A 25,201-nucleotide genomic window follows, 5' to 3' on the forward strand; every position below is an offset into this window, starting at 1 on the left:
GGTCAGCCGGCGCTCGCGACCGGCACGCCGGCGTCGGCGAGCGCCGCCACGACGAGGGCGGCGACGTTGCGGTGCGCCTCGAAGTTCCAGTGGATGCCGTCGGGATTGCCGCGCCCACTGGTGATCTCGTCTCCGACGGCGGCCTTGAGGTCGACCAGCGGGACGGCGTGCCGGTGCGCCCACTCCTCGATCGCCGCGGCGGTGCCGTCACGCCACCGGTGCGAGCGACCGTACGCCTGTGCGACGTGCACCGACGGGACGCAGGCCACGAACGGGATCCCCGGCCGGTTGAAGTCGATGGCCGCGCGCGTCTGCTCGAGGTAGTCGGCCGTCAGCTTCGGGGGTAGCGCCGGCCGCGCGATGGGAGACAGTCGAGGCTGCACCCAGCCGTACCCGTCGCGAACCCACCTGCGCAGCAGCGGCGGACGCACATAGCGGATGAGTTCCCGCAGCGCGGTGGGCAGAGGCGAGGGCAACGAGTCCATGCCACTGGTGGCGAAGACCACCGCGCCCGCGCGGGGCAGCGCTGCCCAGGCACGCGGATCGCCGATCGCCGCCCACCAGACGTCGCGGGAGGTCCACCCGATCCGGCCGATCACCTCGACGTCCCAGTCCAGTTGCGAGGCAACGATATTGGGCCAGATCCGCGGGTCGTCGGCGGGCAGTCCGCCGGCGGGTCCGTAGTAGGACAGGGAGTCGCAGAAGACGAGCAGGGTCCGGCGGGCAGGAGCGGAGCGACCCGGGGAATGTTCGGCTCCGGGCTCAGAGGACATCGTTGGCGACCTGCGCCGAGGCGTTCCACACGTCCAGACGCCACCGGACGTCGCCGAAGGGCGCATCGGCTTCGGAGTGCCCGGCGAGCTGTACCCAACTCGCGTTGCCCATGCCGCCGAGGATCGGCCAGTTGTCCACCGGCAGTCCGAGGATCGCGCCGGTGAGGGCGGCGATCAGCCCGCCGTGCGCGACGAGCACGACGGGGCGGTCCGCGTCGTCGACACCCCAGTCCTGCTGCTGCTCGACGAGTTCGGCCACCAGCGGGAGGCTGCGCTCGGCGACGTCGACGCGGCTCTCACCGCCGTGCGGGGCCCACCGTGCGTCGTCGCGCCAGGCCAACCGGGCGCCCGGGGCGATCGCGTCGACGTCGTGGTGGGTCAGACCCTGCCAGTCGCCGAGGTGTGTCTCACGCAGCCTGGTGTCGGTGAGGACGGGCACGCCGGCGCGGTCACCGAGCGCGGTCGCGGTGTCGAGTGCCCGCCGCAGATCGGACGACACGATCAGGAGCGGGTGACGCTTGGCCAGCACCTCGGCCGCCGCGGACGCCTGCTCGCGGCCCAGGTCGGACAGGTCGGTGTCGAGTTGGCCCTGCATCCGGCTGCCCGCGTTGTATTCGGTCTGACCGTGCCGCAGGAGGACGAGTCGCCGCACCCTCACTGCGGTTCGTCGCCCGCGTCGGGATCGCGCTCCACGCCGTCGAGGTCGATCGGCACGATCGGGCAGTCGCGCCACAGCCGGTCGAGCGCGTAGAAGTTGCGCTCGTCCTGATGCTGGACGTGCACGACGATGTCGACGAAGTCGAGCAGGACCCAGCGGCCCTCGCGCGTGCCTTCGCGACGCGCGGGCTTGAACCCGGCGACGCGCATCTTCTCCTCAACCTCGTCGACGATCGCCTTGACCTGACGGTCGTTGGACGCCGACGCGATGACGAAGTAGTCGGTGATGACGAGCTGTTCCGACACGTCGATGACGACGACGTCGTCGCCGAGCTTGGCCGCGGCCGCCTGGGCGGCGACCGTCGCCATCTGAAGGGCTTCGGGCGTGGCACTCATCGCGGTGTCTCTCCTGTGGGTGGGTGGGTGTGGTACAGACCGCGCTTCGAGACGTACTGGACGACGCCGTCGGGCACCAGGTACCAGATCGGGCGTCCGGACTCGGCCCGCTTGCGGCACTCGCTCGACGAGATGGCCAGGGCGGGCACCTCGACGAGGTGGAGGGAATCCTGGGGTAGTTCCTTCATCGCCGCCGCGACGTGCTCGCCGTCGAGTTCGTATCCCGGTCTGCTGACGCCGACGAACCGGGCCAGCGAGAAGAGGTCCTCCCAGTTCTGCCAGCCCAGGATGGAACCGAGCGCGTCGGCACCGGTGATGAAGTACAGGTCGGTGTCCGGGTTGAGTCCGGCGAGGTCGCGCAGCGTGTCCTTGGTGTAGGTGGGCCCGGCGCGGTCGATGTCCACCCGGCTCACCGAGAACCGCGGGTTGGCGGCCGTCGCGATGACCGTCATCAGGTAGCGGTCCTCCGCGGCGGTGACGCTGCGGTCGCGCTTCTGCCACGGTTGGCCGGTGGGGACGAACGCCACCTCGTCGAGGTCGAAGAGGTCGGCCACCTCACTGGCGGCGACGAGGTGCCCGTGGTGGATGGGATCGAACGTCCCGCCCATCACGCCGAGTCGTCGTCGAGTCACGACTAGGCAGCTTACGGGAGTGATCGACGACGCCCGGATCTCGCGGACCGCGGGCGGTCAGACCGGGAGCAGCGAGTCGATCACGGTCGCCAACTGCTTGGCCGACCTGCACTCGTGCATGCTGATGACGTCCTCGTAGCGCGGCACGGCCGAATCGCCGCTCCCCCACAGGTGCTTGGGCTCCGGGTTGAGCCAGTGCGCGTGGCGCGCGGCGTTCACCATGTGCGCCAGCAGGTCGACCTGGGGGTTGCGGTAGTTGTTGCGGGCGTCCCCGAGCACCAGCAGCGAGCTGCGGGGCGAGAGGACGTTCGGGTACTTGTCCTGGAACGACACGAAGGCGTGGCCGTAGTCGGAGTGGCCGTCGCGGGTGTAGACGCCCGCCTCCCGGGTGATCCGCTGCACCGCTACCGCCAGATCGGCCTCGGGGCCGAACATCTCGGTCACCTCGTCGGTGGTGTCGATGAACGCGAACACGCGAACGCGGGAGAACTGCTGACGCAGCGCACTCACCAGCATCAGCGTGAAGTGGCTGAAACCGGCCACCGAACCCGACACGTCGCACAGCACGACCAGCTCGGGACGAGCGGGATGGGGTTTCTTCAGAACGACGTCGATGGGGACGCCACCGGTCGACATCGACTTGCGCAATGTCTTGCGCAGGTCGATCTCCCCTGCCCGCGATCGGCGCCGGCGCGCCGCCAGCCGGGTGGCCATCGTGCGGGCCAGCGGTGCCACGACCCGGCGCATCTGCCGGAGCTGATCACCCGACGCCCGCAGGAACTCGACGTTCTCGCTAAGCTGCGGGATGCCGTACATCTGCACGTGCTCGCGGCCCAGCTGTTCGGCGGTGCGCCGCTTGGTCTCGCCCTCGACCATCCTGCGCAGCTGCGAGATGCGCTTGGCCGCAATCGACTTGGCGATCTGCTCCTGCGTCGGGGTCGGGTCGTCCCCGTAGCCCACGAGCAGGCCCGCCAGCAGCCGGCCCTCGAGTTCGTCGAGCGCCATCGCCTTGAGCGCCTGGTACGACGAGTAGGACGGTCCACGGCTGGAGTTGTACCGGCCGAACGACTCCACGATCTGCGCGATCATCGCCGCGAGCCGGTCGTCCATACTGGCCAGATCGGGGTCGTTGGCCAGCATCTGGACCAACGCATCGCGCATGGCCTCGACGTCTTGGGGTGGCGGACCGTCGGGTTGCTCGGCAATCTCGTCGTCGTCGTCGACGACCGTCCTCGCCCCGAGTGCGGCCGGCCACCACAGGTCGAACATCGCGTCGTAGGTCTCGCGGTGCTCCGCGCGGCGCATCACCGCGCACGCCAGTCCCTCCCGCAGCTGATCGCGGTTGCCGAGGCCGAGCGTGGCCAGCACGCGGCCCGCGTCGACGGTCTCCGACGGGCCCACCGCGATGCCGACCCCGCGCAGCGCCTCGACGAACTCGACCAGGTGCCCCGGGATGCCATGCGGGGCAAGCGGTTGCGGGGCTCGAGTGCGGCGAACGACCATCGGGCCAGTCCTCAGTTCAGCTTGAGTTCGCCGGCTGCGCGCACCTGGTCGGACTGGTGCTTGAGCACGACCCCTAGCGTGGCGGCGACCATCGCGTCGTCGATGGTGTCCATCCCCAGGGCGAGCACCGTGCGGCCCCAGTCGATGGTCTCGGCGACCGACGGCATCTTCTTGAGCTGCATGCCGCGCAGGACCCCGATGATGCGGACCAGTTCCTCGGCCACCTTCTCGGGCAGCTCCGGAACGCGGGACAGCAGGATCCGCCGCTCGAGGTCGGGCTCGGGGAAGTCGATGTGCAGGAACAGGCAGCGACGCTTGAGCGCCTCGGACAACTCGCGGGTCGCGTTGGACGTCAGGAGCACGAAGGGCGGGTGCTCGGCGACGATCGTGCCCAGTTCCGGCACGGTGACCGCGAAGTCGGACAGCACCTCCAGCAGCAGGCCCTCGATCTCGATGTCGGCCTTGTCGGTCTCGTCGATCAGCAGCACCGTCGGCTCGGTGCGCTTGATCGCCGTCAGCAGCGGACGCGTGAGCAGGAACTCCTCGCTGAACACGTCCATCTTGGTCTGGTCCCAGTCGCCCGACCCGGCCTGGATGCGCAGGATCTGCTTCGCGTGGTTCCACTCGTAGAGGGCACGCGCCTCGTCGACGCCCTCGTAGCACTGCAGGCGGACCAGACCGGCCCCGGTGCACTGGGCGATCGCACGTGCCAGCTCGGTCTTGCCGACGCCCGCCGGGCCCTCGACGAGCAGCGGCTTGCCCAGCCGGTCGGCGAGGAACACCGCGGTGGCTGTGGCGGTGTCGGGGAGGTAGCCGGTCTCGGCCAGCCGCGCGGCGACGTCGTCGATGTCGGTGAACAGTGGAACCCGGGTCGGGACGGTCACGTGGCGTGTCTCCTGGTCAGACGGGGCGGACGTGGCCGGTGACGGGTGAGCCCCACACCACCCACTTGGTCGAGGTCAGTTCGGGCAGGCCCATCGGCCCACGGGCGTGCAGCTTCTGCGTGGAGATGCCGATCTCGGCGCCGAACCCGAATTGTTCGCCATCGGTGAACGACGTCGCGGCGTTGACCATGACCGCGGCGGCGTCGACCTCGCCGGTGAACCGTTCGGCGGCAGCCAGATCCGTGGTCACGATGGCCTCGGTGTGTCCGGTGCCGTACTCGTTGACGTGCGCGATCGCGGCGTCGATGCCGTCGACGACGGCGAGCGCGATGTCCATCGAGAGGAACTCGGTGCGCAGCTCCTCCTCGCTCGGGTCCTGGTGCACCGTCACCCCGGCGTCCTGCAGCGCCCCGACGAGACGCGGCAGCGCGCGGTCGGCGATGGCGGCGTCGACCAGGAGCGTCTCGGCGGCGTTGCAGACGCTAGGTCGGCGGGTCTTGCTGTTGAGCAGGATCCGCTCGGCGACGTCGAGGTCGGCATCTGCGTGGACGTAGACGTGGCAATTGCCGACACCGGTCTCGATGGTCGGCACCGTCGCGTCACGGACGACCGCGTCGATCAGTCCGGCACCCCCGCGGGGGATGACGACGTCGACCAGCCCGCGCGCCTGGATGAGGTGGGTGACGGTGGCGCGGTCCTCGCTCGGCAGGAGCTGCACCGCATCGGCGGGCAGACCCTCGGCGACGAGCGCCGCGCGCAGGGCGACCACGAGCGCCCCATTGGAGTGCCGTGCGGACGAACTGCCGCGCAGCAGTGCGGCGTTGCCCGACTTCAGCGTCAGCCCGAAGGCGTCGACGGTGACGTTGGGCCTGCCCTCGTAGACCATGCCGACCACGCCGAGCGGCACCCGCTGCTGGCGGATCTGCAACCCGTTGGGCAGCGTCCGGCCCCGCAGCACCTCGCCGACGGGGTCGGGCAGGCCGGCCACCTGGCGCAGACCGGCGGCGATCCCGTCGATCCGCTGAGGATTCAGCGCGAGCCGGTCGAGGATGGAGTCGGGCGTACCGGAGGCGCGGGCGGTGGCGAGGTCGGCCTCGTTGGCCGCCAGCACGGCATCGGCCGCGGCCAACACCGAGTCCGCCGCGGCGTGCAGCGCCCGGTCCTTCGTCGCGGAGGTCGACGTGGCCAGCGAGCGCGCCGCGATCCGTGCCCGGCGCGCGGCATCGTGCACCTGGTGACGCAGATCGGGGCCGGCGGGAGCGTGCACGGTCATCCGACCAGCGTATCGAGGGAAGACCCATTCCGTCTGGTCGGGGTTACGGTAGGGCCGTGACACGGTCCGGTAGCCGAGTGTGCGTCGTGGGCAGCGTGAATCTGGACCAGTCGCTGCGGGTGCGCGCCCTGCCGCTGCCCGGTGAGACCGTGCTCGCCTCGTCGGCATCGTGGGCGCCGGGCGGCAAGGGCGGGAACCAGTCGGTGGCGGCCGCGCGTGCCGGCGCCGCAGTCGACGTGGTGGCAGCGGTCGGCGACGACGATGCCGCGGCGCGACTCCGGAAGCATCTGACGGCCAACGGGGTCGGGCTCGACGGCGTGGTGACGGTGCCCGGACCCAGCGGCACCGCGGTGATCGTCGTCGACGACGAGGCGGAGAACTCCATCGTCGTGGCACCGGGCGCCAACGCCCACCTGCACCTCGCCTCGGCACGGGTCGAGGCCATCATCTCCGCCGCCGACGTGGTGCTGCTCCAGCTCGAGATCCCGATGGACACGGTGCTCGCCGCCGCGCGGCTGGGCGCGGCCTCGGGCGCGGTGGTCGTGCTCAACGCATCGCCGTCGGCCGCTCCCGAACACCTCGAGGCGTTGGCGGCCACCGTCGACGTGGTCGTCGTGAACGAGGCCGAGTCCCGCGACTGGCACTGGCCCGTCGACCACCTCGTGATCACCCGCGGCGCCGAGGGCGTCACCCACCGCGGCGCCGACGGAGAGCTGACCGTGGCCGCGCCCGAGGTGGAGGCCGTCGACACCACCGGGGCGGGCGACGTGTTCGCCGGCGTGCTGGCCGCGGACTGGCACCGCGGGGTCGAGGTGGCGTTGCGCCGTGCCTGCGCGGCGGGTGCGCTCGCCACGCTGGTGGCCGGTGCGGGCGACTGCGCGCCGACCCGCGAGGCCATCGACGACGTCCTGAACGATTGAGACCCGACGACCAAGGAGGCACGTGACGACCACCGAGAACACGCCCCGCCCGCCCGACGGCGACTGGCTTGGCACCCCCTTCCTGCGATTCGAGCGCGAGGGGCCCTTCGGCGTGGTGACTCTGGACCGTCCCGAGGCGCGCAACGCGATGACGCCCGCGATGTACTTCGGCATCCGGTACGCGGTCACACACGTCGAGAACGACGACGACCTGGCCGGCCTCCTGATCACCGGCACCGGCGACGTCTTCGCCCCGGGTGGCGACCTCGGCGGCGGGGACGGCGTCGACGATTGGATGACGTTCGGTCCGGCGCTGTCGATGGACGTCACCCCCTTCGAGACACTGCGGCAGTCGGTGAAGCCCGTCGTGTCGGCGGTCAACGGTCTGTGCCAGGGCGGTGGTCTGCAGATCGCCATGTGCAGCGACATGGCGGTGGTCAGCGACCGGGCGACGTTCCGGGTGCCGGAGCTCTACCGCGGCATCGCCGACACGTACTACAGCCAGATGCTCGCGCGCATGATCGGCCCGGTGCGCACGCGTGACCTGATGTTCACCGGCCGCACGCTGAGCGCCGAGGAGGCCGCCGACTGGGGCATGGTCGCGCGCGTGGTTCCGCACGACGATCTCGGAGCCGCGTCCCGCGAGGTGCTCGCGCAGATCTGCCGCACCGCGCCGAGGGCCCGCTCGGTGATCAAGTCGAGCCTCGACAACTACATGGGGCTGTTCGACCGGATCGGAATGAAGGCGTCATTCGGCGGACAGGAGGCCGCCGAGGGCTTCGTGGCATTCAAGCAGCGCCGGTCCCCCGAATGGGTGCATCCCGACCTCCGCACCGAGGGTCGGCTCTAGCCGGCTCAGGCCATCGGTCGGCGCACGTCGTGCGCGATCGCCATGCCGATGCCGGACTCGAAGTCCGCGGCGGTCTGGCTCAGGAGCACACGGCTTCGGTTGGGCGACAAAGCGATCGACAGGAAGTGGTGCGGCTGCCCGGCGGCGTGCGCCACGGTGTTCACCCGGATGACGGCCGTGCCGATGGCCGTGCCGAGCAACGACGCGATGCGCGGTCCCGCGACCTCCGCGCTCAGGTCGTGGTCGACGCGTTCGAGGCCCACTCCCGCCCCGTACAGCAACTGGTAGAGCGGTGCGCCGGCCAGGGCGGCCGGGGTCAGCGTCTGCTCCAGAGCGGCGGGCAGCCAGGCCTCGGTGACCATCAGCGCCTCCCCGGACGTCCGTGCGCGCCGCAATCGCATCACGTGCAACCGGGGCCCCGCCGACTGCAGGCGCTGCGCAACGGGGGCCGGGGTGGGTCGCACGTCGCACTCGAGCACCTCCACCACCGTCTCGAACTCGACCTGGCGCAGCCCGTCCATGTAGGAGCGCGCCGGGTCGCGCTCTCGGGCGGTGCCGTTCTCGGCGACGAAGGACCCCACACCGTGCCTGCGCTCGATGAGCCCGGCCTCCGCGAGGTCGGCCAACGCGCGTCGGACGGTGATGCGAGATACCCCGAACTGCTCGCACAGCGCCTGCTCGGTAGGCAGCGCCTGGCCGGCGACCACGGCGCCGCGGGCGATCTCGTCGTGCAGCACGAGGTACAGCTGGCGGTGCAGCGAGACGCCTGAATCTGCGCTCACCAGCGTCTCACCGTCGTTGATCTCGGCCATCGCCGTGATCCTCGCACGAACGGGGGCCGCGCGTACGCCGTTGACGAGTCACGATTGCCTGGTCACGGGGTCGCGTCAGGCGTCGGGCACCTCGCGTTCGATCTCGTCGAGCCAGGTCCGCGCGGACATGTCCGACGGTGCCCGCCAATCGCCGCGTGGCGACAGCGAGCCGCCCGCCGACACCTTCGGGCCGTTCGGCAGGGCTGAGCGCTTGAACTGACTGAAGGAGTAGAACCGCTGGACGAACACCGTCAGCCAGCGGCGGATCTCGCCCAGCGAGTAGGACGGCCGGTCGTCGACCGGGAAGCCCGCCGGCCAGTCGCCGTGGTCGGGATCGCGCCACGCGTGCCACGCCAGGAACGCGACCTTCGACGGCCGAAAGCCGTATCGCAACACCTGGAACAACGAGAAGTCCTGCAGCACATAGGGTCCCACCTTCGCCTGACTGCTCTGCACCTCCTCGTCCTCGCCCGACGGCACGAGTTCCGGCGTGATCTCGGTGTCGACGACGGATTGCAGCACCTCGTTGACGTCGTCGCCGAACTCCCCGGTGGAGATCACCCAGCGGATCAGGTGCTGCACCAGCGTCTTCGGCACGCCGCCGTTGACGTTGTAGTGCGACATCTGATCGCCGACCCCGTAGGTCGACCACCCCAACGCCAGCTCCGACAGGTCGCCGGTGCCCAGCACGATCCCGCCGCGCTGATTGGCGAGCCGGAACAGGTAGTCGGTGCGCAGGCCGGCCTGCACGTTCTCGAAGGTGACGTCGTAGACCTTCTCGCCCCGCGAGAAGGGGTGGTCCATCTCGGTGAGCATCAGCGACGCGGTGTCACGGATGTCGATCTCGGCGAACGTCACCCCGAGCGCCTCGCTGAGCGCGATCGCGTTGCCCTTGGTGCGGTCGCCGGTCGCGAAGCCCGGCAACGTGAACGCCAGGATGTCGCTGCGCGGCCTGCCCTCCCGGTCCATCGCCCTGGCCGCGACGATCAGGGCGTGCGTCGAGTCGAGTCCACCGGACACGCCGAGGACGATCTTGGGGTAGTTCAGTGCCCGGAGCCGCTGCTCGAGCCCCGACACCTGAATGCCGAACGCCTCGTAGCAGTCCTGCTCGAGCCGAGCGGGATCGGCGGGTACGAACGGCATCCGCTCGACGTCGCGGCGCAGGCCGATGTCGTCGGTCGGCGGGTCGACGGTGAACGCGATGCGCCGGTAGCCGTCCACCCGCGCGGCGTGCTGGCGGCGGTTGTCGTCGAAGGTGCCCATCCGGTTGCGCTCGGCGCGTAGCAGTTCGGTGTCGACGTCGGCGATGGAGCGGCGCTCGCCCTTGGGAAAGCGCTCGGACTCGGCGAGCAGCACGCCGTTCTCGTAGATCATCGTCTGGCCGTCCCACGCCAGGTCCGTGGTCGACTCCCCCTCGCCGCCCGCCGCGTACACGTAGGCCGCGAGACACCGCGACGACGCCGACCGGGCCATCAGCTTCCGGTCGTCGGCACGGCCGATGGTGATGGGGCTGCCGGACAGGTTCGCCAGCACCGTCGCACCGGCCAGTGCGGCCTCGGCGCTCGGCGGGATCGGCACCCACATGTCCTCGCAGACCTCGACGTGCAGCACGAAGCTGGGCAGGTCCGTCGCCGCGAACAGCAAGTCGGGTCCGAACGGCACCTCGCGGTCCCCCACGCGGATGATGCCGCGCACGTCGTCCCCCGGGGCCAACTGCCTGCGCTCGTAGAACTCGCGGTAGGTCGGCAGGTAGGACTTCGGGACGACGCCCAGCACCGTGCCGCGGTGGATGACGACCGCGGTGTTGTAAATCCTGTTCCGCCACCGCAGCGGCGCACCCACCACCAGGACGGGCAGCAGCGAGGCCGATTTGGCGACGACCGTGGCGAGGCCCTCCTCCACGGCGTCGAGGAGGGCCTCCTGCATGAGGATGTCCTCGATCGAGTACCCCGACAGCGTCAACTCGGGGAACACCGCGAGGGCGACGCCGTCGGCATCGCACTCACGTGCCAGCGCCAGTACGGATTCGGCGTTCGCGACCGGGTCCGCGAGCGTCGTGTGGTGCGTGCACGCGGCCACCCGGACGAAGCCGTGCCGGTAGGCAGAGTAGAAGCTCATCGGATCACCCTCATGCGACCATCATTGCCCGGAAAGTCCGCGGACATGCACGGCCCCGGCGATCTGCACCGGGCACGGTGCGGGCGCGCCTATCCTGGATGGAGTGGATGCCCCCGATCTCGTCAGCCTGCTCGCAGGTCAACGCCTCGCCGTGCTGACCGGCGCCGGACTGTCCACCGATTCGGGAATCCCCGACTACCGCGGCCCGGACTCCCCGCCGAGCAACCCGATGACCATCCGGCAGTTCACCTCCGACCCGGAGTACCGACAGCGCTACTGGGCGCGCAACCACATCGGCTGGCGACACATGGCGGCGACGCTGCCGAATGCCGGCCACCGCGCGCTGGCCGCCTTGGAGCGGGCGGGAGTGGTGCACGGCGTCATCACCCAGAACGTCGATCTGCTGCACACGAAGGCGGGCAGCCGCAACGTCGTCGACCTCCACGGCACCTATGCGCGGGTGGTCTGCCTGTCGTGCGGGACCGGGATGTCGCGGGCCGACCTCGCCGACCGACTCGAGGCGCTGAACCCCGGCTTCATCGAGCGCGCCGAACGCGTCGGCGGCATCGCGGTGGCACCCGACGCCGACGCCATGGTGAGCGACACCTCGGCGTTCCGCTTCGTCGACTGCCCGAACTGCGGGGGCATGCTCAAGCCCGACATCGTCTACTTCGGCGAAAGCGTGCCGAAAGCACGTGTTGCAGAGGCGTACTCGCTCGTCGACGCCGCGGATGCGCTGCTGGTCGCAGGATCGTCGCTGACCGTGTTCTCGGGGCTGCGGTTCGTCCGTCACGCCGTCGCGGCGGGAAAGCCCGTCGCGATCGTCAACCGCGGTGTCACACGCGGTGATCCGCTCGCCACCGTCAAGGTCGACGGCGGCTGCTCGGAACTGCTGGCCCTGCTGGCCGACGAACTGGCGGAGGTCGCTAGAAGGTGACGGGCATGGCGCGGATGGCGTGGACGAAGTTCCCCTGCAGGTAGTCCGGATCGCCTGCCTCGAGGTCGGGCAGCTGAGCGAGTAGCTCCCCGATGACGGCCCGCACCTGTGCACGGGCGACGTGCGCGCCGAGGCAGAAGTGCCGTCCCCCACCACCGAATCCGACGTGCGGGTTGGGCTTGCGGCCGAGGTCGAGGACGTCGGGGCGGTCGAAGGCGTCGGCGTCGCGGTTGCCCGACGAGTAGAACATCACGACCTTCTCACCCGCCGAGATCTGCCGGCCGCCGAGTTCGCAGTCGACGGCCGCGGTGCGGCGAAACGTCATCACCGGCGTCGCCCAGCGGACGAACTCCTCGACGGCCGTCCCGATGCGACCGTCGAAGTCGGCCGCGAGCCAGGCACGTTGGTCGGGGAAGTCGGTCAGCGCACGCACCGAGTGACTCAGCGTCTGACGGGTGGTGTCGTTGCCCGCCACCGAGAGCAGGACGAAGAACGCCGCCACCTCGGCGTCGGTCAGGCGGTCGCCGTCCACCTCCGCGTGCACGAGCGCGCTGATCAGATCGTCGCCCGGGTTTTCGCGCCGCTCGGCGGCGAGGGCGCCGGCTACCTGGTGCAGGTACATCTGGCTGCCGATCAGGACCTCGAGCCGGTTGCGGCCGGCGAGGAAGATCGGGTCGGCCCACGACACCATGGCGTCGACGGCCCCGACGACCTGCTCCTGCTCGGACTCCGGGATGCCTGCCATGTCGGACAGCGTGCGGATCGGCAACACCTTGGCGCACTGCTCGACGAAGTCGACACCGCTTCCTGCGCCCCGCATCTCGGCGACGATCGTCCGTGCGTTGAGCTGGATCGACTCCTCGATCCTGCGCACCTGGCGTGGGGTGAAGGCCGAGTGCACGACCTTGCGGATCTGCGTGTGTCGCGGGTCGTCCATCGCCAGGAAGCTCTGCGACGCCTCGAGCAACTCCTCGGGGACCGTCTCGAACAGCACTCCCCTGCCGGAGAGGTAAGTGTCGCTGTCGCGGCTGACGGCGACGATGTCGGCGTGCCGTGTCACGGCCCAGAAGCCGCGATCGTCCGGATCCTCCATCAGCGCGTCGTCGACCGGGCGGTGCCAGCTCACCGGGCGTTCGGCACGCAGCTCGGAAAAGGACCGCTCACGGTCGACGGCTGTGGTCGCCCAGAACGCCCGGGAGGACAGGTCGATCGGGTCGTAGTCGCGGACGGTATCCGATGTGAGCGGTGTCACGGTCATGTCCTGGACGATATGACTAGACACCATGTCTAGTCAAGGTGTTCATACCGGGGTTACGCTGTGCCGATGCCGTCCGTGACTCGCAAGCCGCAGGTCGGGAGGCAGGAGCGGCGCGAGCGCATCGAGCGCCAACTGCTCGACGCCACCGACCGGCTGATGGCCGCGGGCGCCAGCTTCACCGAGTTGAGCGTGGATCGCCTCGCCACCGAGGCGGGCATCTCCCGGGCCAGCTTCTACGTCTACTTCGAGGACAAGGGACATCTGCTGCGCCGGCTTGCCGGCCAGGTGTTCGGCGACCTGGCCGCCGCCGCGGAACGGTGGTGGAGCGTCGCCGACCGCCGCCGGTCCGCCGATGCCCACGCTGCCGTCACCGCGATCATCGCCGCCTACCGCCACCATCAACCGCTCCTCGTCGCGCTGGCCGAGATGTCGGCCTACGACCCGCAGGTCGGCGACACGTACGACGACCTGCTGACCGGCATCGCCGCCCGGCTGACGTCAGTCATCGAACACGGCCAGGCCGACGGCGTGATCCGGCGCGAGATCGTGCCCGCCACGACGGCGTCGACGCTCACGTGGATGGTGGAGCGGGCATGCCAGCAGAACCTGCCCAGCCGCCCCGAGTCCTACGACTCGGAACTCGCCGACAGCCTGACCCAGATCATCTGGGGCGCAATGTATCTGGAACAGCCCTAGACCGCGACAAGGTCGTCGGCGTGCACCGCCGGGCGGCGCATGTCGGCGGGCAGGTCCGATGTCGACCGACCGATCATCGTGGTCAGTTCGCTCGCCTCGTAGGCGACCACGCCGCGCGCCACCGTCACCTCGTCGGACCCCCGCAGTTCGACGACGTCGCCACCGTGGAACCGGCCCGACACGGCCGTGATGCCCGCCGACAGAAGCGACTTGCGCTTCTCCAGCACCGCGCGGACCGCACCGTCGTCGAGGGTCAGGACACCGGTCGACTCCGCGGCGTAGCGCACCCAGAACCGTCGGGCCGACATCCGTTCCGGCCGCGGCGCGAACACGGTACCCACCGATGCGCCGGCCAGCGCGGTGGCGGCGTCCGCAGCAGCGGCCAGGAGCACCGGTACCCCGGCGTCGGCGGCCAGCAGCGCCGACGACAGCTTCGAGGCCATGCCACCGGTCCCGAGTCGACTGCCGCCGCCCGCCACCACGCCGTCGAGGTCGTCGGGTGCCGCGACCTCGGAGATGAAGCGCGCGTCTGACTTCCGGGGATCCGAGTCGTACAGGCCGTCGATGTCCGACAGCAGGATCAGGGCATCCGCGCCGACGAGATGCGCCACGAGGGCCGACAGCCGGTCGTTGTCGCCGAACCGGATCTCGTTGGTGGCGACCGTGTCGTTCTCGTTGACGATCGCGACGGCGTGCAGCGCCCGCAACCGATCCAGCGTGCGCTGAGCATTGTTGTGCTGCACCCGCATCGAGATGTCGTGCGCCGTCAGCAGCACCTGACCGACGGTGCGTCGGTACCGGGCGAACGCCGCGCTCCACGCGTTGACGAGCGCGACCTGACCGACACTGGCCGCGGCCTGCTTCGTGGCGAGATCCGTGGGCCGCTTCGTCAACCGCAGGGGTTCCATCCCCGCCGCGATCGCACCGGAGGAGACGATCACCACGTCGGACCCCGCCGTCATGCGGGCCTCGATCGCCTCGGCGAGGGTATCCAGGCGGCCGGCGTCGAACTCGCCGGACGGCGTGGTCAGCGCAGTCGTACCCACCTTGACCACGATGCTGCGCGCCGTCCTGACTGCCTCGCGGTGTGCACTGGTCACTCGTCGTCGCCGTCGGGGCGGCGCCGCTCCTTGCGGGCGACCTTGCGTTCGGCCGCACCGATGCGGTCGGTCTGCTCGAGCCGAATGTCGGTGCCACGACCGGACATCGTGACGTCGATGCCCGCCGGGGTCTGCGGCTCCCAGTCGAACGTCATGCGACCGATCGTGACGGCGCAGCCGGGACGGGCGCCCTGCTTGAACAGCTCGTCCTCGACCCCGAGCCGGGCCAACCGGTCGCCGAGGTATCCGACGGCCTCGTCGTTGGTGAAGTCGGTCTGCGACACCCAGCGCTCGGGCCGGGTGCCGCGCACCACGTAGCCGCCCTCCCCGTCGGAGGTGACGGTGAAGCCGTTGTCGTTGACCGCGATCGGCCGGATGACCGGCCGGCGCGGAGCCACCGCGGGGAGCGAGGCACGGTAGGTGGCCACCATGTCCCAGAGCGCGAAGATCAACGGACGCAACCCGTCCCGGCGGACGGCCGACACCTCGAACACCGGCCAGCCGAAGCGCTTCGCCACGTCGTCGCGGATGAAGTCGGCCATGTCGTGGGCGTCGGGCACGTCGATCTTGTTGAGCACGACGGCGCGGGGACGGTCTGCGAGGTCGCCGAGCGTCGAATCACCCTGCAGCGTCGGGGTGTACGCGGCGAGTTCGGCTTCGAGCGCCTCGATGTCGGAGATCGGATCGCGTCCCGGTTCCATGGTCGCGCAATCCACGACGTGGACCAGCACGGCGCACCGCTCCAGGTGCCGCAGGAACTCGAGGCCGAGCCCGCGGCCCTGCGACGCGCCCGGAATCAGGCCGGGGACGTCGGCGACGGTGAAGGTGTGGTCGCCCGCGGACACCACGCCCAGATTGGGCGCCAGGGTGGTGAACGGATAGTCGGCGATCTTCGGCTTCGCGGCGGAGATGACCGAGACCAGCGAGGACTTACCAGCCGACGGGAAGCCGATCAGCCCGACGTCGGCGACCGTCTTAAGTTCGAGGGTGAGGTCACGGGCTTGGCCCTCCTCGCCCAGCAGCGCGAAGCCGGGCGCCTTGCGGGCCCGGGAGGCGAGAGCGGCGTTGCCGAGTCCACCTCGGCCGCCGGCAGCGGCGTCGAACCGGGTGCCCTCGCCGACCAGGTCGGCGAGTAGACGTCCGTCCTCGTCGAGCACGACGGTGCCGTCTGGAACGCGGACCTCGAGGTCGGCACCCGCCGCACCGTCGCGATTGCTCCCGGCGCCCTGCTTGCCGGAGGGCGCGACGACGTGCGGATGGAAGTGGAAGTCGAGCAGGGTGTGCACCTGCGGATCGACGACGAGGACGACGCTACCGCCGCGACCGCCGTTACCGCCGTCGGGACCACCCAGCGGCTTGTACTTCTCGCGGTGAACCGACGCGCAACCGTGGCCTCCGCTACCCGCCCGCGCGTGAATGACGACGCGGTCGACGAAACGAGGCATCTGAGAATCCTTCCCGATGGTGAAGCTGATCTGCGAGGCGTCCTGAGAGAACTCGCAGCAGCTTCACCGTCGCGGAAAGTCCTCGGTGGCTCAGGCTCCCTGAGCGGCGGTGGCGGGAACTTCGGTGCCCGGCCGCGGGATGCGCACGATGTTGACCGTCTTGCGGCCACGCTTCTCACCGAAGTGCACGGCGCCGGGGGCGGTCGCGAACAGCGTGTCGTCGCCGCCGCGTCCCACGTTGACGCCGGGGTGGAAGTGGGTGCCGCGCTGACGGACGATGATCTCGCCAGCCTTCACGACCTGGCCGCCGAACCGCTTGACGCCGAGGCGCTGTGAGTTCGAATCGCGACCGTTGCGTGAGCTGGAAGCGCCCTTCTTGTGTGCCATTGGTTCGCTCCCCTACTACTTGATTCCGGTGACTTTGACGACCGTCAGCTTCTGCCGGTGGCCCTGCCGCTTGTGGTAGCCGGTCTTGTTCTTGAACTTGTGGATGCGGATCTTCGGGCCCTTGGTGTGCTCGAGAACCTCGGCCGTCACCGCGACCTTCTCCAGCTCCTTGGCGGCGGTGGTGACGTTCGCACCGTCGACGACAAGCGCCACGGGCAGCGACACCGAGTCGCCCGCCTCGAGTTCCAGCTTCTCGACCTTGACTATGTCTCCGACCGCGACCTTGTACTGCTTGCCGCCGGTCTTGACGATTGCGTACGTCGCCATCGTTGTCGTCATCCTCTACATCGGTATTGCGGGCGCGCGCTGCCCGAAGGCGGGCGCACATGGGTCTTTTGGTTGCGGGTCCAACGTGAGTCCGGTTCAACCCGCTGCCACCGGCTCAGATGGTCACGGAGCCGACAGACAACTGCACAAGATTACGTGACCAGCGGGTAGGGGGTCAAACCGCCTCCACCGCAGGTCGCATCACCCATCCTGGCTCGGAGGTCCCGCCGGCCGGGCCGAGGCGCGTCGGCGCGCCGGCCTGGACGGCGCAACGGACACGATCTCGTCGTCGTCGTCATCGTCATCCGAGTCGTCGTCATCGTCATCGTCGTCGTCCGAGTCGTCGTCGTCATCGTCGTCGTCATCGATCACCTCGATGTCGTCGTCCTCGTCGTCGTCCTCGTCGTCGTCCTCGTCGTCGTCGGTGTCGTCCTCGTCCGAGTCGTCGTCATCGTCCGAGTCGTCGTCATCGTCGTCAGAGTCGTCGAAGTCCGAGTCACCGGTCGTCTCGTCGGCGACCAGCGCCGGAGTGATCGTCTCGTCCTCGGCCTCGTCGGCGACGTCCTCGTCGTCGATGGGCTCGCCGTCCTCGTCGTGCCGACCGTTCGCCGCAGCCATCGCCTTGAACATCGGGTGCTCGTTGGCGCCGTGGTTGGGGACCTTCGCCATCGGGACGGCCTCGGCGACCTCCTCGGTCCGGCCGCCCTTCTTGCCCCGCTTGCTGCGCCGCCCGGTGCCCGGTTCGGCCTTGCGGCCCTGCTGCGGCGCACCCGAGTCGACCGGGTCGCCGTGCAACAGCAGCCCACGGCCGGCGCAATGTGAACACGTCGTCGAGAACGCCTCGATCAGGCCGGTACCGAGCTTCTTTCGCGTCAGCTGCACGAGACCGAGCGACGTGACCTCGGATACCTGATGACGGGTCCGGTCGCGGGCCAGCGCCTCGGTGAGCCTGCGCAGCACGAGATCGCGGTTCTGCTCGAGCACCATGTCGATGAAGTCGATGACGATGATGCCGCCGATGTCGCGCAACCGCAGCTGCCGCACCGTCTCCTCGGCGGCTTCCAGGTTGTTCCGCGTCACCGTCTGTTCGAGGTTGCCGCCCGATCCGGTGAACTTGCCGGTGTTCACGTCGACCACGGTCATGGCCTCGGTGCGGTCGATCACCAGCGTGCCGCCCGACGGCAGCCAGACCTTGCGGTCCATGGCCTTGGTGAGCTGTTCGTCGATGCGGTGCACCGCGAACACGTCTGGCCCGTCGGCACCACCGGCGGGTTCGTACTTCGTCATCCTCGGTACGAGTTCCGGTGCGACGGCCTTCACGTACTCGTCGATGGTCTGCCACGCGTCGTCACCCGACACGATGAGACCGGAGAAGTCTTCGTTGAACAGGTCACGGATGACCTTCACCAGGACGTCCGGCTCCTCGTACAGGGTGAGCGCGGCACCGGCGGCCTTGGTGGTCAGCTCGGCGGCCTTCGCCTCGACCTGGGCCCACCGCTCCTGCAGCCGGTTGACGTCGGTGCGGATGTCCTCTTCCTTGACGCCCTCCGACGCCGTGCGGATGATGACGCCGGCATCGGACGGGACGACCTCGCGCAGGATCTCCTTGAGACGCTGCCGCTCGGTGTCGGGGAGCTTGCGGCTGATGCCGGTGGACGACGCCCCGGGGACGTAGACCAGGTAGCGGCCGGCCAGCGACACCTGCGTGGTGAGCCGTGCACCCTTGTGTCCGACGGGGTCCTTGCTGACCTGCACGACGACGTAGTCACCGGGCTTGAGTGCCTGCTCGATCTTGCGCTGTGCCCCACCGAGGCCTGCAGCCTCCCAGTTCACCTCGCCTGCGTACAGGACTCCGTTGCGACCGCGGCCGATATCGACGAACGCCGCCTCCATCGAGGGGAGGACGTTCTGCACGATGCCGAGATAGATGTTGCCGACGAGGGATGCCGACGCTGCGGACGTGACGAAGTGCTCGACCACGACGCCGTCCTCGAGCACCGCGATCTGCGTGTAGCGGGCGCCTTCGTGCGGAGGCTCGGTCCGAACCTTGTCCCGCACGACCATGACTCGGTTGACCGCTTCGCGGCGGGCCAGGAACTCGGCCTCGCTGAGGATCGGGGGCCGCCGGCGTCCGGCGTCACGCCCGTCGCGGCGGCGCTGACGCTTGGCCTCCAACCGGGTCGATCCACTGATGCCCTGGATCTCGTCGGACTTCGGGGACTTCTCCGCCCGCGCACGCGGTGCACGTTCGTGGACGACCGTGTTCGGCGGGTCGTCGGGTGAGGTCGGCTCGTCGCTCTCGGCGGCGGCGCCGGACTTGCGCCTGCGACGCCTGCGCCTGCGTCGGCTGGCACCGTCGCCACCGGCGGCCTCGTCGTCACCCGAGTCGTCGTCGTCGTCCGAGTCGTCCTCGGAGTCGCCGGTTTCGTTCGACTCGTCGTCGGCGTCGCCCTCGGGGGCGTCGTCGCCACCCTGCTCGCCGCGGCCACGGCCACGACCGCGCCGGCCGCGCCTGCGCCGGCGGTTGGCGGGAGGATCGGAGGACTCGTCGTCGGCGTCGGTCGAGGACTCGTCGTCCTCGACGTCATCGTCCTCGTCGTCGTCATCATCGTCGTCGTCCACGACGGCCTTGGCGGCGCGGAACGTCTCGAAAGAGACGGGTTGCGGCGCGACGAACAGTGGTAGGTAGTCCGCGGGGGCGGCCACCGCGGGCTTCGGGGTCTCGAGCAGGAGCCGTGACTCGGGCTCGTCGCCCTCGACGATCTCGAGCGCGCCGACAAGTTCCTCGTCGATCACGACGAGGGGAACGTCGACTGCTGCCGACTCGTCGGCATCGACGTCGGGTGCTTCGATCTCGACTGCCGGCGGATCGACCTCGTCGAGGACACCGGGATCGTTCAGCTGGGCAGGTGGGTCCTGCTCGAGCTGAACGTCTTCGGGCTGATCTTGGTTGGGCACATCATGGGCCACGAAATCTCCTCAGCCCCCGGGCGCGTCAGGTCGACGCGGCCACGCGAGGGCTTCCGCTATGAGCCCGAGGGGTTCCCCGGGCTTGTATGGTCTCGCTCCGAGCGGCTCGTGGTGAGCCCCCGATGCCTGGCTGAATGATGGCTGGACGGTCGGCGCCACACCCGTGAACGTCTGGGTGGTCGCGCTCGTCCAAGTCTTCATCCGGATGCCCGATTCTGGTAGCGAACCGGTTACCCGAGGCCAGTATCCCACACCACAGCGGCGGAACCGACGAGGTGCCGTCGATCGGCGGTCGAACAGCTAACGACCGGGGAACCAGAGTTCGATCTCGCGGGCCGCCGACTCGGGCGAATCGGAGCCGTGCACCAGGTTGTCCTGGGTGACGAGGGCCAGGTCAGCGCGGATCGTGCCCGGCGTCGCCTTCTCCACGGGATCGGTCCCGCCGGCGATCTGGCGGAACGCGGCAACGGCGCGCGGGCCTTCCACGATGGCTGCGACGACGGGTCCGGAGGTGATGAACTCCAGCAGCGAGCCGAAGAACGGCTTGTCCTCGTGCTCCGCGTAGTGCGCGCGGGCCACCTCGTCGCTGACGTCCTTGAGTTCCAGGGCGGCGATGGTCAACCCCTTGCGCTCGATGCGGCCGAGAATTTCGCCGACGAGCTGGCGCTTCACGCCATCGGGCTTCACCAAGACAAGAGTCCGTTCAGTCACGGCGCACACCCTACCGGGTCAGTCCTGGACGTCCTGCTGTCCAGGCAGCTGGCCCCGCTCCTGACGACGCTTGACCTCGGCCCGGAGGTAGGCGATGAGCAGCCACACCGCCGCGAACACGACGCCGATGAAGGCGCTGGCCGGGTGGATGAACACTCCCGCGATGAGCAGCACCTGGACACCGAGGTTCACCGACAGCGCCCACGGCTTGCCCTGCACACCGGACAGGAGGACGAGGACGACCGCCATGCCGATGAGGAATCCGCCCGACCACACGGTCAGGCCCCCGTGCGACATCGACACGACGGGTAGCGCGAGCAGGACGACGATCGCCTCGAGGATCAGCGTGCCCGCCATCACGCCGCGGAAGCTGCGCCACGGGTCGGGCGGTGCGGGTGCGGCAGGTGGTTGAGCGGTCACTGGGGGTCCCGTCCGAAGAGTGTGCGTGCGGCCCCGGCGGTGACGACGGAACCCGTGATGACCATGCCCGAACCGGAGAAGCCGTCGTCCTCCCCGGCTTCCTCCACCATGGCGGTGGCGGTCTCGATCGCGTCGGCCAGCGTGGACGCCGTCACCACGCGTTCGGGGCCGAACCGCTCCTCGGCGCGCATCGCCAGTGATTCGACGTCCATCGCGCGTGGTGAGCCGTTGTAGGTGACGACGAGCATGTCGAACGCGGGCTCGAGGGCCGCCAGGATGCCGTCGACGTCCTTGTCCGACATCACCGACACGACACCGACGAGGTAGCGGAAGTCGAATTCCTGCTCGAGCGTGGTGGCCAGTGCCACGGCGCCGGCGGGATTGTGGGCGGCGTCGATGAACACGGTGGGCGCGCTGCGCATGCGCTCCAGGCGACCAGGGCTCGCCACCGATGCGAAGCCGGCCCGCACGGCGTCGACGTCGAGCTGCCGGTCGGCGCCCGCCCCGAAGAACGCCTCGACGGCTGCCAGTGCCAGCACCGCGTTGTGCGCCTGGTGCTCGCCGTGCAGCGGGAGGAACACGTCGGTGTAGACGCCGCTGAGCCCCTGCAGCTCGAGAAGCTGTCCCCCGACGGCGATCTCGCGCCCCAGAACGGCGAACTCCGAGTCCTCCCGTGCCACCGCGGCGTCACTGCGCACCGCCTGGGCCAGCAGCGCCTCCATCGCCTCGGGAGTCTGTCGCGCGATCACCGCGACGGTGTCGACCGGCACGAGGTCGTCCTTCGCCTTGACGATGATCCCCGCCTTCTCCGACGCGATCTCCGCCACGGTCTCACCGAGGTATTCGGTGTGGTCGAGGCCGATCGGCGTGATGACCGCGACCGGTGCGTCGACGACGTTCGTGGCGTCCCACCGTCCGCCCATCCCGACCTCCACGACCGCGACGTCCACCGGTGCGTCGGCGAACGCAGCGAACGCCATCGCGGTGAGCACCTCGAACTTGCTCATCCTCGGTCCGCCGCCGGCCTCCGACTGCTGGTCGACGAGTTCGACGAACGGCTCGATCTCCCGATAGACCTCGACGTACCGCGCCGGGGTGATGGGCCTGCCGTCGATGCCGATGCGCTCGACCGCCGACTGCAGGTGCGGACTGGTGGTCCGTCCGGTTCGCCGGTGCAGGGCGACGAGCAGTGCGTCGATCAACCGGACGACCGACGTCTTCCCGTTGGTGCCCGCCACGTGGATGCTGGGATAGCCGAGCTGCGGGGACCCGAGCAACTCCATCAGCGCGCTGATCCTCGCGGTGCTGGGTTCGAGCTTGGTCTCCGGCCACCGTTGGTCGAGCAGGTGCTCGACCTGTAGCAGTGAGGCGATCTCGTCGGGGGTCGGTTCGGGTTCCGTCACGTCGGACTACCCACCTGCCGGCAACCCGGCCAGGCGCCCGGAGATCCGCTCGACCTCTTCGGCCGCCAATTGTGCACGGGCGCGGATCTTCTCGACGACCGGTTCGGGTGCCTTCGCGAGGAACGCGTCGTTGCCGAGCTTGCCGGTGGTCTGGGCGAGTTCCTTCTGCGCCGCCGCGAGGTCCTTCTCGAGCCTGCGCCGCTCCGCCACGACGTCCACGGTTCCCGAGGTGTCGAGTTCGACGGTGACCGTCCCCCGGGACAGTCGCACCTCCACCGACGCCGACGGCGCGAAACCGTCGGCGGGCTCGGTGAGCCACGCCAGCGACGCCACGGCGGCGACCTGGGTGTCGAGGTCGGCGTCACCGATCCCGACGAGCCGCGCCGGCACTCGCTGCCGATCGCCGAGTCCCTGGTCGCTGCGGAATCGGCGCACCTCGGTGACCAGCCTCTGCATGTCGGTGATCCGTCGGACCGCGGTGGCGTCGGTCGCGAACCCGGAGGGCTCGGGCCACTCGGCGATCACCAGCGACTCACCGCCGGTGAGCGTCTTCCACAGCGTCTCGGTGACGAACGGCATGACGGGATGCAGCAGCTTGAGCAGCGCGTCCAGGACCGCCGCGAGCACCGCGTTGGTGGGTCCGCCCGCATCACCGGACAACTGCACCTTCGCCAACTCGAGGTACCAGTCGCAGAACTCGTCCCAGGCGAAGTGGTACATCGCCTCGCACGCACGACTGAACTCGTAGCCGTCGAGCGCCGAATCCACCTCTGCGCGAACCTCTTCGAGACGGCCCAGGATCCACCGGTCGGCGTCGGTCAACGCGTCGGACGTCGGCAGCGGCGCCGGGGCGGCGCCGTTCATCAGCGCGAACTTGGTGGCGTTGAACAGCTTGGTCGCGAAGTTGCGCGACGCGCGGGCAGCGTCCTCGCCGATCGACAGGTCGCCGCCGGGGCTGGCCCCGCGGGCCAGCGTGAACCGCAGCGCATCCGCCCCGAACGTCTCGACCCAGTCGAGCGGGTCGATGCCGTTGCCCTTCGACTTGCTCATCTTGCGACCGAACTCGTCGCGGATCAGACCGTGCAGGAAGATGTTCTCGAACGGGACCTGCGGCCCGCGGGCGGCACCCGACGTGATCACGTCGTCGTCGCCGACGAACGTCCCGAACATCATCATGCGCGCCACCCAGAAGAACAGGATGTCGTAGCCGGTGACGAGAACGCTGGTGGGATAGAACTTCTCGAGTTCGGGCGTGCGGTCGGGCCATCCCATCGTGGAGAACGGCCAGAGCGCCGACGAGAACCACGTGTCGAGGACGTCGGGATCCTGCTCCCAGCCCTCCGGCGGGGTCTCGTCCGGACCGACGCAGACCTTCTGCCCGTCCGGACCGTGCCAGATCGGGATGCGGTGCCCCCACCAGAGTTGACGCGAGATGCACCAGTCGTGCATGTCGTCCACCCAGGCGAACCAGCGCGGTTCGAGACTCTTCGGGTGAATGACGGTGTCGCCGTTGCGCACCGCGTCGCCTGCGGCCTTGGCGAGCGACTCGACCCGCACCCACCACTGCAGGGAGAGCCTCGGTTCGATCGGCTCACCGCTGCGCTCGGAGTGGCCCACGCTGTGCAGGTACGGGCGCTTCTCCGCGACGATGCGTCCTTGCTCGGCGAGCGCCTCGCGCACGGCGACCCGGGCCTCGAAGCGGTCCATCCCGTCGAATCGGGTCCCCGTGTCGACGATCCTGCCCCTGGTGTCCAGGATCGACGGCATCGGGAGATCGTGGCGCAGCCCGATCTCGAAGTCGTTGGGGTCGTGGGCCGGGGTGACCTTCACGGCGCCCGTGCCGAACTCGGGGTCGACGTGCGCGTCGGCCACGATCACGATCCTGGTGTCGAGGAACGGGTGCACCAGGGTCTGCCCGACCAGCGCCCGGTAGCGGTCGTCGTCGGGGTGCACCGCCACGGCGGTGTCGCCGAGCATGGTCTCCATCCGGGTGGTGGCGACCACGATGTGCGGTTCGTCGTCGTTCATCGAGCCGTACCGGAACGAAACCAGTTCGCCCTCGACGTCGGAGTACTTGACCTCCAGGTCCGAGATCGCCGTCTCGAGCACCGGCGACCAGTTGACCAACCGCTCGGCCTGATAGATGAGGTCGGCGTCGTACAGCCGCTTGAAGATCGTCCGGACCGCCCGGGACAGTCCCTCGTCCATAGTGAAGCGGTCCCGGCTCCAGTCGACCCCGTCGCCGATGCGACGCATCTGGGCGCCGATCGTGCCGCCGGACTCGCGCTTCCAGTCCCACACCTTGTCGACGAAGAGTTCGCGGCCGAACTCCTCCTTGGACTTCCCCTCGGCGGCCAACTGCTTCTCGACGACGCTCTGGGTGGCGATTCCCGCGTGGTCCATGCCCGGCAGCCACAGCACCTCGTAGCCCTGCATGCGCTTGCGGCGGGTCAGGACGTCCATGACGGTGTGGTCGAGCGCGTGGCCCATGTGCAGGCTGCCGGTGACGTTGGGCGGAGGGAGCACGATCGAGTACGGCGGCTTGGGGCTGGACGGATCGGCGGTGAAGTACCCGGCGTCGACCCAGCCCTGATACAGCGCGCTCTCGACCTCGCCCGGGTCCCACGACTTCGGCAGGGCCGAGGCCCCGGGGTCATCGGTGGGCTGCGCAGAGTCGGTCACCTCAACATTCTAGGAAGACCGCGCGAGCGGGTTTCGACGCGGTTCGC

General features: G+C 69.6%; 23 protein-coding genes. 4 read left to right on the forward strand and 19 right to left on the reverse strand.

Annotation, left to right across the window (positions count from 1 at the left end; genetic code table 11):
* Nucleotides 1-2: 2 nt before the first annotated feature.
* From octT to G6N64_RS24135, 7 genes are read right to left on the reverse strand one after another with little or no spacing between them, the layout of a single operon-like run.
* Nucleotides 3-773 carry a diglucosylglycerate octanoyltransferase gene (octT, locus tag G6N64_RS24105; RefSeq protein ID WP_163800353.1) on the reverse strand — a complete coding sequence of 257 codons (771 nt, stop codon included), beginning with the start codon at nt 771-773 and terminating at the stop codon, nt 3-5.
* Complete coding sequence (gene gpgP / locus G6N64_RS24110; RefSeq protein WP_163800354.1) at nt 763-1,431, reverse strand: glucosyl-3-phosphoglycerate phosphatase; 669 nt, start codon at nt 1,429-1,431, stop codon at nt 763-765. The genes octT and gpgP overlap by 11 nt, the downstream gene beginning before the upstream one ends.
* The gene (rsfS, locus tag G6N64_RS24115; protein ID WP_163800355.1) at nt 1,428-1,826 is read right to left on the reverse strand and encodes a ribosome silencing factor; all 399 of its coding nucleotides are present in this window, start codon (nt 1,824-1,826) and stop codon (nt 1,428-1,430) included. Before rsfS ends, gpgP begins: the two co-directional genes overlap by 4 nt.
* Nucleotides 1,823-2,458, reverse strand: a complete 636-nt coding sequence (gene nadD, locus G6N64_RS24120; RefSeq protein ID WP_264002392.1) for a nicotinate-nucleotide adenylyltransferase — start codon at nt 2,456-2,458, stop codon at nt 1,823-1,825. The genes rsfS and nadD overlap by 4 nt, the downstream gene beginning before the upstream one ends.
* A gap of 57 nt (nt 2,459-2,515) precedes the next feature.
* Nucleotides 2,516-3,961, reverse strand: a complete 1,446-nt coding sequence (locus G6N64_RS24125; RefSeq protein ID WP_163800356.1) for a vWA domain-containing protein — start codon at nt 3,959-3,961, stop codon at nt 2,516-2,518.
* An 11-nt stretch (nt 3,962-3,972) separates the two neighbouring features.
* Complete coding sequence (locus G6N64_RS24130; RefSeq protein ID WP_163800357.1) at nt 3,973-4,845, reverse strand: AAA family ATPase; 873 nt, start codon at nt 4,843-4,845, stop codon at nt 3,973-3,975.
* A gap of 16 nt (nt 4,846-4,861) precedes the next feature.
* Nucleotides 4,862-6,118 (reverse strand): glutamate-5-semialdehyde dehydrogenase, encoded by a 1,257-nt coding sequence (locus tag G6N64_RS24135; protein WP_163800358.1) that lies wholly within the window; start codon nt 6,116-6,118, stop codon nt 4,862-4,864.
* Between the two features lie 56 nt (nt 6,119-6,174).
* Here G6N64_RS24135 and G6N64_RS24140 point away from each other — a divergent pair, with 56 nt between their 5' ends.
* Complete coding sequence (locus G6N64_RS24140) at nt 6,175-7,038, forward strand: ribokinase (RefSeq protein ID WP_163800359.1); 864 nt, start codon at nt 6,175-6,177, stop codon at nt 7,036-7,038.
* 22 nt (nt 7,039-7,060) lie between these two features.
* Nucleotides 7,061-7,888, forward strand: coding sequence for an enoyl-CoA hydratase/isomerase family protein (locus G6N64_RS24145; RefSeq protein WP_163800360.1), 828 nt, complete (start codon nt 7,061-7,063; stop codon nt 7,886-7,888).
* Nucleotides 7,889-7,893: 5 nt separating this feature from the next.
* Here G6N64_RS24145 and G6N64_RS24150 read toward each other — a convergent pair whose 3' ends face one another.
* Both G6N64_RS24150 and G6N64_RS24155 read right to left on the reverse strand, forming a co-directional pair.
* Complete coding sequence (locus tag G6N64_RS24150; RefSeq protein ID WP_163800361.1) at nt 7,894-8,700, reverse strand: GntR family transcriptional regulator; 807 nt, start codon at nt 8,698-8,700, stop codon at nt 7,894-7,896.
* 75 nt (nt 8,701-8,775) lie between these two features.
* Entirely contained in the window at nt 8,776-10,818 is a 2,043-nt protein-coding gene (locus G6N64_RS24155; RefSeq protein WP_163800362.1) for an NAD(+) synthase, read from the reverse strand.
* 103 nt (nt 10,819-10,921) lie between these two features.
* Between G6N64_RS24155 and G6N64_RS24160 the strand changes: the two genes are divergently transcribed.
* Nucleotides 10,922-11,755, forward strand: a complete 834-nt coding sequence (locus G6N64_RS24160) for an NAD-dependent protein deacetylase (RefSeq protein WP_163800363.1) — start codon at nt 10,922-10,924, stop codon at nt 11,753-11,755.
* Here G6N64_RS24160 and G6N64_RS24165 read toward each other — a convergent pair.
* Complete coding sequence (locus tag G6N64_RS24165) at nt 11,745-13,013, reverse strand: cytochrome P450 (RefSeq protein ID WP_163800364.1); 1,269 nt, start codon at nt 13,011-13,013, stop codon at nt 11,745-11,747. The two genes, G6N64_RS24160 and G6N64_RS24165, sit on opposite strands and share 11 nt — an antisense overlap.
* A gap of 66 nt (nt 13,014-13,079) precedes the next feature.
* Between G6N64_RS24165 and G6N64_RS24170 the strand changes: the two genes are divergently transcribed.
* A complete protein-coding gene (locus G6N64_RS24170) occupies nt 13,080-13,709 on the forward strand; it encodes a TetR/AcrR family transcriptional regulator (protein WP_163800365.1) in 630 nt (209 codons plus the stop codon).
* Here G6N64_RS24170 and proB read toward each other — a convergent pair.
* The 9 genes from proB to G6N64_RS24215 all read right to left on the reverse strand — a co-directional run bounded on the left by proB (nt 13,706) and on the right by G6N64_RS24215 (nt 25,154).
* A complete protein-coding gene (gene proB / locus G6N64_RS24175; protein WP_163800366.1) occupies nt 13,706-14,809 on the reverse strand; it encodes a glutamate 5-kinase in 1,104 nt (367 codons plus the stop codon). The two genes, G6N64_RS24170 and proB, sit on opposite strands and share 4 nt — an antisense overlap.
* Nucleotides 14,806-16,254: a GTPase ObgE gene (gene obgE / locus G6N64_RS24180; RefSeq protein WP_163800367.1), complete on the reverse strand. Its 1,449-nt coding sequence runs from the start codon at nt 16,252-16,254 to the stop codon at nt 14,806-14,808. The genes proB and obgE overlap by 4 nt, the downstream gene beginning before the upstream one ends.
* 90 nt (nt 16,255-16,344) lie before the next feature.
* On the reverse strand, nt 16,345-16,641 hold the full coding sequence (gene rpmA / locus G6N64_RS24185) for a 50S ribosomal protein L27 (protein WP_163800368.1): 297 nt from the start codon (nt 16,639-16,641) through the stop codon (nt 16,345-16,347).
* Nucleotides 16,642-16,656: 15 nt separating this feature from the next.
* Entirely contained in the window at nt 16,657-16,968 is a 312-nt protein-coding gene (gene rplU / locus G6N64_RS24190; RefSeq protein WP_163800369.1) for a 50S ribosomal protein L21, read from the reverse strand.
* 201 nt (nt 16,969-17,169) lie between these two features.
* On the reverse strand, nt 17,170-19,938 hold the full coding sequence (rne, locus tag G6N64_RS24195) for a ribonuclease E (RefSeq protein ID WP_163800370.1): 2,769 nt from the start codon (nt 19,936-19,938) through the stop codon (nt 17,170-17,172).
* A 300-nt stretch (nt 19,939-20,238) separates the two neighbouring features.
* On the reverse strand, nt 20,239-20,649 hold the full coding sequence (ndk, locus tag G6N64_RS24200) for a nucleoside-diphosphate kinase (protein ID WP_163800371.1): 411 nt from the start codon (nt 20,647-20,649) through the stop codon (nt 20,239-20,241).
* Between the two features lie 18 nt (nt 20,650-20,667).
* Entirely contained in the window at nt 20,668-21,006 is a 339-nt protein-coding gene (locus G6N64_RS24205; RefSeq protein ID WP_174266996.1) for a DUF4233 domain-containing protein, read from the reverse strand.
* Nucleotides 21,007-21,065: 59 nt separating this feature from the next.
* Complete coding sequence (gene folC, locus G6N64_RS24210) at nt 21,066-22,472, reverse strand: bifunctional tetrahydrofolate synthase/dihydrofolate synthase (RefSeq protein WP_163800373.1); 1,407 nt, start codon at nt 22,470-22,472, stop codon at nt 21,066-21,068.
* Nucleotides 22,473-22,478: 6 nt separating this feature from the next.
* On the reverse strand, nt 22,479-25,154 hold the full coding sequence (locus G6N64_RS24215; protein ID WP_163800374.1) for a valine--tRNA ligase: 2,676 nt from the start codon (nt 25,152-25,154) through the stop codon (nt 22,479-22,481).
* Between the last annotated feature and the right edge of the window lie 47 nt (nt 25,155-25,201).

This window comes from Mycolicibacterium sediminis (genome assembly GCF_010731735.1).
In the GTDB taxonomy this organism is placed as follows: Bacteria; Actinomycetota; Actinomycetes; order Mycobacteriales; family Mycobacteriaceae; genus Mycobacterium; species Mycobacterium sediminis.

Bases quoted from the DNA above. Each gene is read 5' to 3' on its own strand.
- octT (WP_163800353.1), bottom strand. From the start codon at position 773: ATGTCCTCTGAGCCCGGAGCCGAACATTCCCCGGGTCGCTCCGCTCCT.
- rsfS (WP_163800355.1), bottom strand. From the start codon at position 1,826: ATGAGTGCCACGCCCGAAGCCCTTCAGATGGCGACGGTCGCCGCCCAG.
- G6N64_RS24125 (WP_163800356.1), bottom strand. From the start codon at position 3,961: ATGGTCGTTCGCCGCACTCGAGCCCCGCAACCGCTTGCCCCGCATGGC.
- G6N64_RS24135 (WP_163800358.1), bottom strand. From the start codon at position 6,118: ATGACCGTGCACGCTCCCGCCGGCCCCGATCTGCGTCACCAGGTGCAC.
- G6N64_RS24150 (WP_163800361.1), bottom strand. From the start codon at position 8,700: ATGGCCGAGATCAACGACGGTGAGACGCTGGTGAGCGCAGATTCAGGC.
- G6N64_RS24155 (WP_163800362.1), bottom strand. From the start codon at position 10,818: ATGAGCTTCTACTCTGCCTACCGGCACGGCTTCGTCCGGGTGGCCGCG.
- G6N64_RS24165 (WP_163800364.1), bottom strand. From the start codon at position 13,013: ATGACCGTGACACCGCTCACATCGGATACCGTCCGCGACTACGACCCG.
- G6N64_RS24170 (WP_163800365.1), top strand. From the start codon at position 13,080: ATGCCGTCCGTGACTCGCAAGCCGCAGGTCGGGAGGCAGGAGCGGCGC.
- obgE (WP_163800367.1), bottom strand. From the start codon at position 16,254: ATGCCTCGTTTCGTCGACCGCGTCGTCATTCACGCGCGGGCGGGTAGC.
- rpmA (WP_163800368.1), bottom strand. From the start codon at position 16,641: ATGGCACACAAGAAGGGCGCTTCCAGCTCACGCAACGGTCGCGATTCG.
- rplU (WP_163800369.1), bottom strand. From the start codon at position 16,968: ATGGCGACGTACGCAATCGTCAAGACCGGCGGCAAGCAGTACAAGGTC.
- G6N64_RS24205 (WP_174266996.1), bottom strand. From the start codon at position 21,006: ATGGCGGGCACGCTGATCCTCGAGGCGATCGTCGTCCTGCTCGCGCTA.